General features: G+C 70.8%; 8 protein-coding genes and 1 pseudogene. 5 read left to right on the forward strand and 4 right to left on the reverse strand.

Annotation, left to right across the window (positions count from 1 at the left end; all coding sequences use genetic code 11):
* Window positions 1–99 precede the first annotated feature (99 nt).
* Window positions 100–433: pseudogene (locus ACFYTE_RS25305) on the forward strand (rhamnogalacturonan lyase); the annotation flags it as partial.
* Between the two features lie 95 nt (window positions 434–528).
* Here ACFYTE_RS25305 and ACFYTE_RS25310 read toward each other — a convergent pair.
* Both ACFYTE_RS25310 and ACFYTE_RS25315 read right to left on the reverse strand, forming a co-directional pair.
* Window positions 529–3192, reverse strand: a complete 2664-nt coding sequence (locus ACFYTE_RS25310; RefSeq protein ID WP_388714581.1) for a cellulose binding domain-containing protein — start codon at window positions 3190–3192, stop codon at window positions 529–531.
* A gap of 212 nt (window positions 3193–3404) precedes the next feature.
* Window positions 3405–6320 (reverse strand): glycoside hydrolase family 48 protein, encoded by a 2916-nt coding sequence (locus ACFYTE_RS25315; RefSeq protein WP_388714584.1) that lies wholly within the window; start codon window positions 6318–6320, stop codon window positions 3405–3407.
* A gap of 256 nt (window positions 6321–6576) precedes the next feature.
* Here ACFYTE_RS25315 and ACFYTE_RS25320 point away from each other — a divergent pair, with 256 nt between their 5' ends.
* The 3 genes from ACFYTE_RS25320 to ACFYTE_RS25330 all read left to right on the forward strand — a co-directional run bounded on the left by ACFYTE_RS25320 (window position 6577) and on the right by ACFYTE_RS25330 (window position 10953).
* Window positions 6577–8046 carry a cellulase family glycosylhydrolase gene (locus ACFYTE_RS25320; RefSeq protein ID WP_388714587.1) on the forward strand — a complete coding sequence of 490 codons (1470 nt, stop codon included), beginning with the start codon at window positions 6577–6579 and terminating at the stop codon, window positions 8044–8046.
* An 83-nt stretch (window positions 8047–8129) separates the two neighbouring features.
* Window positions 8130–9863 (forward strand): glycoside hydrolase family 6 protein, encoded by a 1734-nt coding sequence (locus tag ACFYTE_RS25325; RefSeq protein ID WP_388714589.1) that lies wholly within the window; start codon window positions 8130–8132, stop codon window positions 9861–9863.
* 166 nt (window positions 9864–10029) lie between these two features.
* The gene (locus ACFYTE_RS25330) at window positions 10030–10953 is read left to right on the forward strand and encodes a class I SAM-dependent methyltransferase (protein WP_388714592.1); all 924 of its coding nucleotides are present in this window, start codon (window positions 10030–10032) and stop codon (window positions 10951–10953) included.
* Window positions 10954–11079: 126 nt separating this feature from the next.
* Here ACFYTE_RS25330 and ACFYTE_RS25335 read toward each other — a convergent pair whose 3' ends face one another.
* A complete protein-coding gene (locus ACFYTE_RS25335) occupies window positions 11080–11769 on the reverse strand; it encodes a glycoside hydrolase family 75 protein (RefSeq protein ID WP_388714595.1) in 690 nt (229 codons plus the stop codon).
* Between the two features lie 214 nt (window positions 11770–11983).
* Between ACFYTE_RS25335 and ACFYTE_RS25340 the strand changes: the two genes are divergently transcribed.
* Window positions 11984–12595, forward strand: a complete 612-nt coding sequence (locus tag ACFYTE_RS25340) for a hypothetical protein (protein ID WP_388714597.1) — start codon at window positions 11984–11986, stop codon at window positions 12593–12595.
* 471 nt (window positions 12596–13066) lie between these two features.
* Here ACFYTE_RS25340 and ACFYTE_RS25345 read toward each other — a convergent pair whose 3' ends face one another.
* A complete protein-coding gene (locus ACFYTE_RS25345) occupies window positions 13067–13903 on the reverse strand; it encodes an aldo/keto reductase (protein WP_388714600.1) in 837 nt (278 codons plus the stop codon).
* Between the last annotated feature and the right edge of the window lie 46 nt (window positions 13904–13949).

A 13949-nucleotide genomic window follows, 5' to 3' on the forward strand; every position in this document is an offset into this window, starting at 1 on the left:
CCGTGACCGCCACGACGGCACTGCTCGGCGCCGGGCTCACCGCCCTGTCCGCCGGCACCGCCGAGGCGGCCACCGCCCGCCAGGTCGAGGCCCTGCGCCGTGACCGCCACGACGGCACTGCTCGGCGCCGGGCTCACCGCCCTGTCCGCCGGCACCGCCGAGGCGGCCACCGCCCGCCAGGTCGAGGCCCTGGACCGCGGTGTCGTCAGCGTCCACACCCACAGGGGCAACCTGGTCAGCCGGCGCCGGCTGGGCACCGACCCCGACAACCTACGAGGCCAACGACGCCTCCGTCGGCGACCTCGACGGCGACGGCGCCCTCGACCTCGTCCTCAAGTGGCAGCCGACGAACGCCAAGGACAACTCCCAGTCCGGCTACACCGGCAACACGAACGTCGACGGGATGGAGCTGGACGGCACCCGGCTGTGGCGCACGGCGACGGCAATGCCGACGGCCCCGCGGCCGGCGGTGTACACGCCGTAGCGGCGGCAGGAGGGCGCGGGCCGGGTGGCACGCGCCCTCGTCGGTCAGGGGACCGCGCAGGTCTGGTCGTCCAGACGGAACGAGGTCGGTCTCGTGTTGGCGCCCGACCAGCTCCCGGTGAAGCCGAAGCCCACCGAGGAACCCGGCGCCACCGTGCCGTTCCAGGCCACGTTCTTCGCCGTGACCGTCGCACCGGACTGGCCGTACTCGGCGTTCCAGAGCTGGGACACGCTCTGGCCGTCCGGGAAGGACCAGTTCAGCGACCAGCCGGACCAGGTGCTCGTGCCGGTGTTGGCGAGCTGCACGTCCGCCTGGAAGCCGCCCGACCATTGGTTGGTGATCCGGTAGCCGACGGCGCAGGCGCCGGTCGGTGTGGGGTCGGTGCCGCCACCGCCGTCCCCGCCTCCGCCGCTCGGGTCCGAGGTGTCGCCGTAGATCACACCCCGGCCGTTCGTCGCCACGTACACCCGCCCGTACACCCGAGGGTCGCCGGTGATCGCGGCGCCGGTCCAGCCCCACTGATGGGCGTCGTCGTTGATCCGGGTCCAGCTCGCACCCTTGTCCGTCGACCGGAAGATGCCACGGACCCCGCCGATCTGCGCGCTGGTGTACAGGGTCTGGTACGAGGCGCCCGTGGCCGCCTTGCCGAAGCCGATGGTGTCGGCCTGCTCGACGCCCGCCAGCTTGGTGAAGCTCGTCCCGCCGTCCGTCGAGTGCCACAGCCCGTACGCGCCGTCGCTCGCCCCGCCCGCCAGCCATATGTCGCCCTCGGTGCCGGGCAGCGCCTTGAAACGTACGCTGTCGCCGCTCGGCAGCCCGCTCGCCGGGGACGCGGTGAAGGTCGCGCCGCCGTCCGAACTGACATAGAACCTCCCCGACTTGAAGCCGTAGAAGGTCTTCGGGTCGACCCGGTCCGCCTCGACGACCGCGCCGGCCGGGATGCCGCTCGACGCCGACCAGGACGAGCCGAACCCGGTCGTGTACTGCACTCCGGTGCCCTCCGGGCTCCACACGAACCGGCTGCCGTCGGCCGCAGCCGCGACGGTGCCGCCGCCGCTGACGCCCGAAGGGTCGCTGCCCGCGAACCAGTTGGCGCCGTTGTCCGTGGAGAACGCGACGTGCGGGCCCGAGTCCAGGTTGCCGACGCGCACCACGGTGTTCGGGTTGGTCTCGGCGAAGTCAAGGCTGGTGGTCGTGGTGAAGGTGGGCGAGGTGTACATCATCGACGGGACCTTCGTCAGGTCCGTGTGCCGGAAGCCGCCGATGTCCCCGAGGGCGCTGAACAGCTGTGCCCCGCCGGAGGGCGGAGCGGCCAGGTCGTTGACCGCCGTCTCCTCCAGGCCCCGCACCATCGGCTTCACCGTGAACCGGCCGCCGCCGTCCCAGTCGGTCAGGTTCTCCGTGCCGTAGATCGTGGCGCCCGTGCCGTACATCATCCGCGCCGAGTCGAACGGGTCGATCTCCAGCGACTCCGTCATCCAGCCCAGTTTCGGGGTCTGTTCGGGCGGCGACGGGTTCGCGCCGAAGGTCAGCCACGGCGACGACGACACGTCCATGGTGTAGCGGTTCGAGCGGTTCGGGTACGACGTGTAGTCCCAGGCCCCGGTCCAGCTGCCGCCGCTGTCCGTGGAGCGGAAGATCTGGGTGTCCGGCCACCAGGAGCTGTACGCGGTGGCCATGACGGTGCCCGGATGCTGCCGGTCGACGCTCAGCCCGCTGAAGCCGTAGTAGGTGTCGGCCTCGGCGACCGGGCTGATGTCGGTCCAGGTGCCGGTCGCGGTCGCGTACCGCCACAGCCTGCCCTTGCCGCCGTCGTACGGGCCGCCCTTGTCGCTGTAGGCGAGGTAGAGATAGCCGTTCTGCGCGTCCAGGACGCCCTTGTGCGCGAGATGGCCGGTCGGCTGGCCCGGCAGCCGCGACCAGGTCGCGCCCGCGTCCGTCGACCGGTACACCGCGTTGTCCTGGTCCGCGACCCCCACGTAGATCGTCTTCGTGGTGGCGCCTGCGCTGCCGGTGGACTCGTCGAAGGTGACCCAGACGATGCCCTGGTTGTCGCTCGCGTAGCCGGTGGTGTCGCCCGGGTCCTGCCGATAGGTGCCGGGGTTGGGGAAGTTCGTCACCTGCGACCAGGTCACCCCGGAGTCCGTCGACCGCCACAGGCCCTTGCCGCTGGGCGCGCCCAGATACAGGACGCTGTTGCGGTGCGGGTCGACCGCCAGCCGCTCGCCCATGCCCCGGCCGGGCATGTTGCCGCCCAGTTTGAACGGCAGGTCGGTCTTCTGCCAGGTGGCGCCCCGGTCGGCGGAGCGGAGCACGGCCCCGTTGCCCGGGTCCCAGCTGTTGGTGTACGTGCCCACGGCCGCGTACACCCGGTCCGGGTCCACGGCGTCGGAGGCCAGGCTGACCACGCCGGTGTGCCCCCAGTCGGCCCAGCCGACCGAGTCCAGCAGCGGCGTCCAGGTCTTCGTCGACTGCTGCCAGCGGTAGGCGCCGCCGATGTCGGTGCGGGCGTAGACCAGGTTCTTCTCGGAGCGGTTGAAGACGATGCCGGGGACAAAACCGCCCCCGTCGATGCGGGCGTTGTGCCAGGTGTAGGTGTCGGCGGCGAGCGCCGCCCGCGGGGCGGGCGCGGCCAGTGCGGGCGGGGTGCCCGCGAGCAGGCCGGCGGTGAGCGCCAGCACGGCCGTCAGGATGCGGGTTCTGCGCACGGTGGGGGGTCCTCTCCGGGGCGGTCCGGTCCGGGACCGCCCTCTTCGGGACGGGAGGGAAGGACGCGACGGCCGGGCGGCCCTCGGTGCGGGTGAGGACCGCCCGGCCGGGTGACCCCGTCGCCGGATGACGGGGTCGCGCACGCGGGGCTTCAAGCACCCGCGGGAGGCGCGGCCGAGCACCGGCCTGCCCGCGAAGCGCTCGGCGGGGACTATTCGAGGAGTTCCGCGTACGAGCCCATGGCCAGGGCGATGTCCGCCTGGGCCCAGAAGCGGTGGTACGTGAAGACGGGCGCGGCGCCGCCCGCCAGATAGCTCTCGATCTTCGACCAGGCCGGGTCGTCCTGGTAGAAGGACCGCAGCGACGCGAACGTGGAGGGCGCGTCGATCGCGTCGCCGTTGGGCATCTTCCCGCTCCAGCCGCTCGGCACGTACACGCCGTCGTCGAAGCGGTTGTAGTCGGCGCGGGTCTCCGGGACGGCGATGCCCAGGCTGTCCTGGTGGTGCGCCCACATGCCGTCGAGCAGCGCCTTCGCCGTCGACTTCGCCGCCGCGTCACCGGACTTGGCGGCGTAGTACGTCAGGGTCTTGGCGTATGCGGCGGCCACGCCGACGTCGTCGGTGTAGTCGGCGACGCTGACGTGCAGGGAGCTGTTGGATCCCGGCGCGGACGGGTTCCAGGTGTCGGGCCGACCCGACCACTGGAGGGTGGAGGGGATCCGGTAGGTGCCGTCGGGGTTGATCGTGGTCTGGGACAGCGCCCACTTGACCCACTTGTCGAGGACCGTCTTCGCCGCTGCGCTGCCGCTCTGCTGGTAGTACTCGGCGACCCGCTCCATCGACCAGGCCTGGAAGCCGAACCACTGGTTGGAGGGCGGGTCGTGGTAGACGGGCTGCCAGTCGTAGTACATGCCGTAGAAGGTCGGCGTGCCGGCCGGCGGGGTGGCGTAGCGGCCCTGCCAGCTGTTGGTCGCGCCGCCCGCGATGGCGCCCTCAGAGGACTGGAGCCAGCGGTAGAACTCCAGTTGCCGGTCGAGGGACTTCGCCCAGTCCGCCGCGCCCGTCGCCGACTTGGGCTTCAGATCGGCGTAGGAGCTGAGCGCGTACGCGGCGAGCGGGTTCTGGTAGCCGCCGTGCACATGGCTGGAGCCGATGCGCCAGGCCCAGCCGGCGGCGGGGTCGCTCGCGCCGCCCCAGGCGTAGTACCAGGACAGCAGGTAGTCCGAGGCGTCCTTGCCGGTGCCCGCCGGGCAACTGGAGGGACCGACGCAGTTGCCGATCTTCTTGAAGTACTTGTCGTACATCGCGTAGCGCAGATAGTCGCCCATCTTTGCCGCCTTGCCGACGGTGGCCGACACGGCGGCGCCCTTGCCCTGCGCCTTCGCCCACACGTCCGCCCAGTAGGCGGCCTGCACCGCGCGTGCGTCGGCGTCCGGGGCGTTGGTGTACTTCCACTGCCGGGCGTAGGACGAGTCGCCGGTGAACAGGTCCAGATACCCGTTCGTGCCGCCGTACTTGAAGGCGTCGCAGGTCGGCTGCGGGACGGTCTCCCAGACCGACTCCTGCGGTCCGCGCTGGAAGGTGTTGATGTACGACGGTCCGGTGGCCGTGGGGCCGGCCTCGCAGGTGCCGGGCTCGTTGCCGTAGCCGTAGATGTTGTCGACGTCCTGGATCCAGTGCATGCCGTAGACGTCGTCCGTGCCGTACGCGCTCTTCAGCTCGCCCGCGATCGGGTCGGAGCCCACCGGGATCGAGGTGTCCAGCCGGGCCGGGTACTCGTTCGGGGTGTCCAGCTCGGGCGCGTAGGTCGCCGGTTTCGACGCGTTGTAGAAGGAGTTGGTCGGCTGGTCGGCGTGGGTCGGGATCATGTACTTCTCCATCAGATCCCAGGCGCCGTTGAACTTGGACCAGTCACCGGTGACCTTGCCGTACATGGCCTGGAGCCACAGCAGGTAGCTGTAGGCCTCGGAGGTGGTCTCGTGGCCCTGGTCGGGGGCCTCGACGATCAGCGTCTCGACCGAGTGGTAGGGAATGCCCTCGGGGGAGAAGTAGCCGTTCGCCGGGTTGGTGATCTTCCCGTAGAGGTCCAGGAAGCGCGCGTTGTACGTCTTCGAGGCGGCCAGCTCCGTCACGGTGACCGTCGCCTTGGCGTGGCCGGTCGCCGAGGCGGTGAACGTCGCGGTGCCGGTGCCCGAGGAGTCGGCCGTGATCGTCACCCGCTGCGCGGTGTTCCAGTCGGCCGGGGTGAAGGTCAGCGAGGACCCGCCGGTGACGCTGAGACCCGTGTTGCCCTCTGTGCGGGCCACGCTCACCGTCACGTCGGCGCTCGGCCGGGTGGACAGCTTGACGTCGAACGTGCCCGACTTCCCCTGCTGGATGCCGAGTTGGGTCGGGGAGGCGACCACGGCCGGTCCCGAGGCGACGGTGATGCCGACCGGCGTGGACTCGGCGGCGGCGCCCAGGCTGTCGTACGCCTTCGCCAGCAAGGAATGACTGCCCACGGTCAAACCAGAGGCGGAGAGCGAGTACGGCGCACTGGTGTCGGTGCCGAGCAACGTGGTGTCGTCGTAGAACTCGACCTTGCTGATCGTCGCGCCGTCGGCCGCCGCCGCGGTCGCCGCGAGCGGCACCGCGTCGCCCTGGGAGTAGACCGCGCCCGCGCTCGGACTGGTCAGCACGGTGACCGGCGGCTGGTGGGCGCCCGCACAGGTGGTTCCGTTGATCGCGAAGGAGGCCGGAGCCGCGTTGGCGCCGCTGTAGGTGAACTGCGCACCCGTGATCACCGCGGCCCCCGCGGCGATCGTCCCGTTGTACGCGGCGTTCTGCACGGTGATCGACCGGCCGGACTGGGACCAGGTGCCGTTCCAGCCGTTCGTGAGCTTCTGGTTGCCCGCGTAGGCGTACGTCAGTGTCCAGCCGTCGATGGCGTCCGTACCGCGGTTGGTCAGGGTGAGGTCGGCGGTGAAGCCGGAGCCCCAGTCGTTCGCCGTGTAGTCGACGCTGCACTGGAGTGCCGCCGCGTGCGCGGGTGCCGTGCCGGTGGCGAGCATCGACAGAGGGAGGGCGAGCGCCGCCACCACGGCGGTCCATAACCGCCGTGCGGCTCTTCGTCTGCGTCCGGGGTGCATGGTGCTGGTTCCTCCTTGTGCGGCTCGGAGAAGTCAAGGCTTGAACCAGTGGGAGCGCTCCCATACTGGGGAAGGGGCCGGGGGCGGTCAAGGTGCTTGAAGAGTCGAAAAGATTCGATGAACGCCGCCTCGGAAAAGTCAAGTAACTCCTCTGTTCTTTGCCGTCACTTGGCGCTACCTTCCTTCGCACCAGTGGGAGCGATTCCATTCAGTCGACGCGTCCGGCACGACGCGCCCGATCTGCAAGGAGTCGCTCATGCGACACCCCCCGCGTTCAGTACTTTTAGCCATCACCGGTGCGGTCACCCTGCTCACGACCGCACTGGTGCCGGTGGTCTCGGCGTCCGGGGCCACCCCCGCCTGCACGGTGGAGTACTCCGTCACCGGCCAGTGGGACAACGGCTTCCAGGGCGCCGTGACCATCACCAACCACCAGGCAGCGCTGAGCAGTTGGAGCCTCGGCTTCGACTTCGCGGGCGGCCAGGAGGTCACCCAGGGCTGGAACGCGAAGTGGTCCCAGTCCGGCACCACCGTGACCGCCGCCAACGAGAGCTGGAACGGCTCGCTCGGCACCGGCGCGAGCATCAGCGCCGGCTTCCTCGCCTCCTGGTCGGGCGGCAACGCCGCACCGACGACGTTCAAGCTCAACGGGACCACCTGCAACGTCGACTCCGGGCCGACCGACCCACCGACCGACCCGCCCGGCAACGGCACGGCACCCGCACTGCATGTGTCCGGGAACAAGCTCGTGGGCGCCGCCGGCACCGCGCACCGCATGCTCGGCGTGAACCGCTCCGGCGGCGAGTTCATGTGCGTGCAGGGCTACGGCATCTGGGACGGGCCCGTGGACGACGCGGCGATCAAGGCGATCGCCGACTGGAAGGCCAACGCGGTCCGCATCCCCCTCAACGAGGAGTGCTGGCTGGGTCTTTCCAACGTCAAGCCCGAGTACGCGGGCGACAACTACATCGCCGCGGTCAAGGATCTGGTGGCCCGCGTCGAGGCGCACGGCATGACCCCGATCCTCGAACTGCACTGGAGCCACGGCCAGTACACCGGCAACTCGGCCGGCTGCTCCGACGTGCACGCCACCTGCCAGAAGCCGATGCCCGACATGCAGTACACCCCGTCCTTCTGGGCCTCGGTGGCCGGCACCTTCAAGGACGATCCGGCGGCCGTGTTCGACCTGTTCAACGAGCCGTACCCGGACCGCGCCACCCCCACCCTCGCCCAGGCCTGGCAGTGCTGGCGGGACGGCGGCGACTGCCCCGGCATCGGCTATGAGGTGGCCGGCATGCAGGACCTGGTCGACGCCGTGCGCGGCACGGGCGCGAAGAACGTCGTCATGGCGGGCGGACTCGCCTACTCCAACGACCTCGGCCAGTGGCTGACCCACCGGCCCACCGACCCGACCGGCAACCTCGTCGCCGCGTACCACGTGTACAACTTCAACACCTGCGCGAGCGAGAGCTGCTGGAACTCCACGCTGGCCCCGGTGGCGGCGCAAGTGCCGCTGGTGGCCGGGGAGATCGGCGAGAACACCTGCTCCCATGGGTTCGTCGACCAGGTCATGAAGTGGTTCGACGACCGGAACCTGTCCTACCTGGGCTGGACCTGGAACACCTGGGACTGCTCCTCCGGCCCGTCGCTGATCTCCTCATTCGACGGTACGCCCACGGCGTACGGCATCGGGTTGCGCGATCACCTGCGCGCCGTCAACCCGTAACCCCCGAGGAAAGCACCAAGAGAAAGCAAGCACCGAGAGAAAGCACCGAGGAAGACACCGAGAGGAAGAAGGAACCCGCACTCATGAGCCGTACCAGAACAGCGATGCTCGCCGCCCTGGCGCTGGTCGCCGGCGCCTCCGGGACGGCGTTCGCGGCCGGCCCGGCCGCGAACGCCGGTATCTCCGCCGTCCCCTGCACCGTCGACTACAAGGTGCAGAACCAGTGGGACAGCGGCTTCACCACCGCCGTCACCGTCACCAACAACGGGGCCGCCAAGTCCAGTTGGTCGGTGAAGTGGTCCTACGCCGGCAACCAGACCGTCACCAGCGGCTGGAACGCGAAGATCAGCCAGAGCGGCAAGGCCGTCACCGTGGCCAACGAGAGCTACAACGGCACACTCGGCACCGGCGGTTCGATCAGCTTCGGCTTCAACGCCTCCTACAGTGGCAGCAACGCCGTCCCGGCCACGTTCACCCTCGACGGCGTCACCTGCAACGTCGAAGACGGCAGCGGCGGCGGTGGTGACGACGGCGGTGGCGGTGACGACGGCGGCGGCACCGGCTCCCGCGTCGACAACCCGTACACCGGCGCCAAGGTGTACGTGAACCCCGAGTGGTCCGCGAAGGCCGCCGCCGAGCCGGGCGGCAGCCGCGTCTCCAACCAGCCCACCGGCGTCTGGCTCGACCGGATCGCCGCCATCAACGGTGTGAACGGCGGCATGGGCCTGCGCGACCACCTGGACGCGGCCCTCGCCCAGAAGGGCAGCGGCGAAGAGGTCGTCCAACTGGTCGTCTACGACCTGCCCGGACGGGACTGCGCCGCCCTGGCGTCCAACGGCGAACTCGGCTCGACCGAGATCGACAAGTACAAGACCCAGTTCATCGACCCGATCGCGGCGATCCTGGCCGACCCGAAGTACGCCTCGCTGCGGATCGTCACCACCATCGAGATCGACTCGCTGCCCAACCTCGTCACCAACACCGGCAGCCGCGCCACCGCCACCCCGCAGTGCGACACGATGCTCGCCAACGGCAACTACGTGAAGGGCGTCGGCTACGCCCTCGCCAAGCTGGGCGCCATCCCGAACGTCTACAACTACCTCGACGCCGGCCACCACGGCTGGATCGGCTGGGACGACAACTTCGCCCCGTCCGCAACCCTGTTCAAGCAGGCGGCGACGAGCGAGGGCGCGACGGTCGACGACGTCGCCGGGTTCATCACCAACACGGCGAACTACAGTGCCCTGAAGGAGAACAACTTCACCATCGGCGACTCGGTGAACGGCACCTCCGTGCGCCAGTCCAAGTGGGTCGACTGGAACCGCTACGTCGACGAGCTGTCCTTCGCGCAGGCCTTCCGCAACCAGCTGGTCTCGGCGGGCTTCAACTCGAACATCGGCATGCTCATCGACACCTCCCGCAACGGCTGGGGCGGCACCGCCCGGCCGAGCGGACCCGGCGCGCAGACCAGCGTCGACACGTACATCGACGGTGGCCGCTACGACCGGCGCATCCACGTCGGCAACTGGTGCAACCAGTCCGGGGCCGGCCTCGGCGAGCGGCCGCAGGCGAGCCCGGCGAGCGGGATCGACGCCTACGTGTGGATGAAGCCCCCGGGGGAGTCCGACGGCTCCAGCAGCGCCATCCCGAACGACGAGGGCAAGGGCTTCGACCGCATGTGCGACCCGACGTACACGGGCAACGCCCGCAACGGCAACAACATGTCGGGCGCCCTGCCGAACGCGCCGCTGTCCGGGCACTGGTTCTCCGCCCAGTTCCAGCAGCTGATGCAGAACGCCTACCCGCCGCTGTCGTGACGTGCTGACGGCCCGTCGGGCCGGTTCCCGCAGGGGGCCGGCCCGACGGCACGCCCCTCCCGCCCGCGCGGCGCCGTCCCGGCTTTTTGCCGCACCGGCAACTGGACTGGCCCCCGCACGGTGCGTCGGCGCAAGCTGGCCGCATCCGGAGGAGAGGCTGACCAGCATGGCGCACCGACACCACGACCACCACGGCCACCCGCACCCCCACGGGCAGGGGCACGGGCAGCGGGTGACCGACACCGACTGGTCCCAGCTGGCATCGATGCTGGAGACCCAGGCCGAGCTGTCCGCACCGGTGTACGAGCGGACCATGGCCTGGCTCGCCCAGGATGCGCCCGAGCCCGGACTGATCGTCGACGTGGGCAGCGGCCCCGGCGTGGTGTCGTGCCTGTTCGCCGAGGCGTTCCCGGGGGCCCGGGTGCTGGCGGTGGACGGATCGGAGCCGCTTTTGGAACGGGCCCGCGCCCGGGCCGCCCGGCAGGGCCTCGCCGACCGCCTCGACACCCTCGTCGGCGAACTGCCAGGCGTGCTCGACGAATTGCCCTACCCGGCCGATCTGCTGTGGGCGGGCCGCAGCCTGCACCACCTCGCCGATCAGCGCGCCGCGCTCGCCGCCTTCGCCGCCCGGCTGGCACCGGGCGGCACGCTGGCCCTGCTGGAGGGCGGCCTGCCCAGCCGGTTCCTGCCGCGGGACATCGGCATCGGGCGGCCAGGACTGCAGGCCAGGCTCGACGCGGTGCAGGAGGAGTGGTTCACCCGGATGCGGGCCGAACTGCCGGGCAGCGTCGCCGAGACCGAGGACTGGCCGGCCCTGCTGACGTCCGCGGGCCTGCAGCACTCCCGCACCCGCAGCTTCCTGCTCGACCTGCCCGCCCCGGCCTCCGACCAGGCACGCGCCCACGCCGCCGGGAGCCTCGGCCGGCTGCGCGACGTCGTCGCCGACAGCCTCGACGCGGACGATCGCGCCACCCTCGACCGCCTCCTCGACCCGTCCGACCCTGCGAGCGTCCACCGCCGCCCGGACGTGTTCGTCCTGTCCGCCCAGACGGTCTACACGGCCATCCGTCCTCCGGTGCAAGCGCCGTGATGCGATGTGCGGTCGGTCGTGTGCGGCGCCGTCGTGGTTGTTCGCGCAGTTCCCCGCGCCCCTTTGGGGTGCTGTCGTGCCGCAATGGGTTTCGCTGAGTCTGCGTCCATCGTGCCGGCTGCGGCCTCAGCCCGTCTGCACGAACTGCTTGGCCAGCCGGTCTCCGAGGGCGACCGCGGCGCCGTGGTCCTCGATGGGGGACACCTGCGAGTTCTGGAACAGGACGTAGGTCACACCGGAGTCGGCGCCGCCGGTCTCGGGGTCGGGGTCGATGCCCAGCGCCCTGGCGGTGGCGTACGAGGCCTCGCCGATGATCCCGGTGGGGCCGGTGTCGCCGACGACCGCGTACTCGACCTTGTCGGCGTAGACGACGGCGACCACGCCGCCGCCCCTGATTCCGGCGTTCGCATAGTTCCAGATGCCGCTGGGGCTGGGCACCACGACGTAGGGCAGCGTGTCCGCCTTCAGCGGCTTGCCGTCGGACTGGTGGAAGGCCGTGTCGTCCTGGTACCAGGGGTCGGTGCTCTCATTGCAGTTCGCGGTGCGCTGGCCGTCGCAGTCGATGTCCATGTCGGCCTTCCAGAACACCGCGCCGTTCTTGCCGCACACGGGGATCGCGGCCGAGGTCTCCTCGTCGGTCCGGTATGTGCCGTTCGAGATCTGCTGACAGGAGGTCACCTTGGCGAGCAGGGCGGCCGCGCTGACGGTGCCCTCCTGGGCCGAGGCGGGGGCGGCTGAGGCGTTCGCGGGGAGCAGGCCGGCCGCGAGCAGCGCGGCTCCGGAGGCCGCGGTGAGGGTCAGTGGTCGCATGCGCACTGTTAGGGACCCTTCTATTAGGAAAGTTTCCTTACCGGCTGCTCCAAAGTGGCCTTCTTTACGTGCCCTCGTCAAGCCCCGCGGCGCGACCGTGTGTCGCCCGTGCCGTTTGCGGTGGTCGGTCCCGCGGTCAAGACTTGGGTTCAAGCGGATATGTCCGGATTCTCGGGGGTGTTCCCGCGCCGTTACCTGGCTTCCGCGGAGGTGAGGCGTCATGTTCGTCCGCACGGTGTACGCGACCGGAGACCCCACGAAGACCGATGCGGCGATCCGCGCGCTCAACACGGCGGGGCGGGATCTGCTCGCGGACCGCCCCGGCTACCGCGGAGCGGGCGTCTTCGTGGACCGGGAACTCGGCAAGCTGCTCTCGGCCAGCTGGTGGGCCTCCGCGGCCGACCGGCACAACAGCGACGAGGTGATGCGCGTGAAGCGGGCCGCGCTCCTGGAGCCGTTCGCGGGCACCGTGACGGTCGACAACTACGAGGTGGCGGCCCTCCATGTGCTCCAGCACCCCCGGGTGGGCGGCGGACTGCGCGTCACCAGGCTGGAGTTCGACCCCGCGGACACGGACCTGCTCACCGACGTATTCCGGGCATCGGTGATGCCGCGGCTCGAAGCGGCACGCGGCGTCGCCGGCGCGTCCCTGTTCGTGGACCGGGAGCGCGGACGCGGCATGGTCGGCATGCTCTTCGTCGACCGCGACGCCCTGGCCGCGTCCCGGTCGGGCCATGCGGTCGCCCGGCACGACGGCGTGGCCAAGGCGCATGCGACCGTGACCGCGCTGGAGGAGTTCGAGGTCGTGCACGCGGACGTGCGGCCCGACTGACCGCCCCCCGGCATGCGCCCGCCTCCCGGTACGCGCCCGTCCCCCCGGTACGCGCCCGCCTCCCGGCATGCGCTCGCCTCCCGGCATGCGCTCGCCTCCCGGTACGCGCTCGCCTCCCGGTACGCGCCCGCCCCGCGGCATGCGCTCGCCTCCCGGTACGCGCTCGCCTCCCGGTACGCGCCCGCCCCGCGGCATGCGCTCGCCCCCCGGTACGCGCCCGCCCCCGTACGCGCCCGCCCCGCGGCACGCGCTCGCCCCCCGGTACGCGCTCGCCCCCCGGTACGCGCTCGCCTCCCGGCATGCGCTCGCCCCCCGGTACGCGCCCGCCTCCCGGCATGCGCTCGCCCCCCGGTACGCGCCCGCCCCGCGGCATGCGCCCGCCCCGCGGCATGCGCCCGCCCCCCGGTACGCGCCCGCCCCGCGGTGCGGTTACCGCGCCGCGGGGCGAACGGAACGCTCGGTTCTGGCGGCTCAGCGGGCGTCGAACGTCGCCGGGTCCGGTCCCAGCCTGTGGTCCTCGTTGAGCGCGCCGATCGCCGCGAGGTCCTCGGCGTCCAGGCTGAAGTCGAAGACCTCGATGTTCTCCCTGATCCGGGACGGCGTCACGGACTTCGGGATCACGATGTTGCCCAGCTGGACGTGCCAGCGCAGCACCACCTGGGCCGGAGTTCGATTGTGCTTCTGTGCGACGGCCACGATCGCCGGCACCCCCAGCAGGCCCTTGCCCTGGCCGAGCGGCGACCATGCCTCGGTGGCGATGCCCTGCTCGGCGTGGTACTCACGGGCCGCGTGCTGCTGCAGCTGCGGGTGGAGTTCGATCTGGTTGACCGCGGGGATGACCGACGTCTCGGCGATCAGCCGCTCCAGGTGCTCGGGCAGGAAGTTGGAGACACCGATGGCCCGGACCCGGCCGTCGGCGTACAGCTTCTCGAAGGCCTTGTAGGAGTCGGTGGACGCGCCGCGGGACGGCAGCGGCCAGTGGATCAGATACAGGTCGAGGTAGTCCAGGCCCAGCTTCTCCAGTGAGGCGTCGAAAGCGCGCAGTGTCGCGTCGTACCCCTGGTCGGTGTTCCAGAGCTTGGTGGTGACGAAGATGTCCTCGCGGGGCAGTCCGGAGGCGGCGACCGCCTTGCCGGTGCCCTCTTCGTTGCCGTAGATCGCCGCTGTGTCGATGCTGCGGTACCCGGCCTCCAGTGCCGTGGCGACGGCCCGCTCGGCCTCGTCGTCCGGCACCTGCCACACGCCGAAGCCCAGCTGGGGCATCTCGACGCCGTTGTTGAGGATGATCGGGGGGACCTTGCTGCTCACGAGCTCTTGATCCTTCGGTTGCGGACAGGTGATACCACCATCGTCA

Origin of the sequence: Streptomyces sp. NPDC004629, from assembly GCF_042873595.1 — a bacterium.
Lineage (GTDB): Bacteria > Actinomycetota > Actinomycetes > Streptomycetales > Streptomycetaceae > Streptomyces.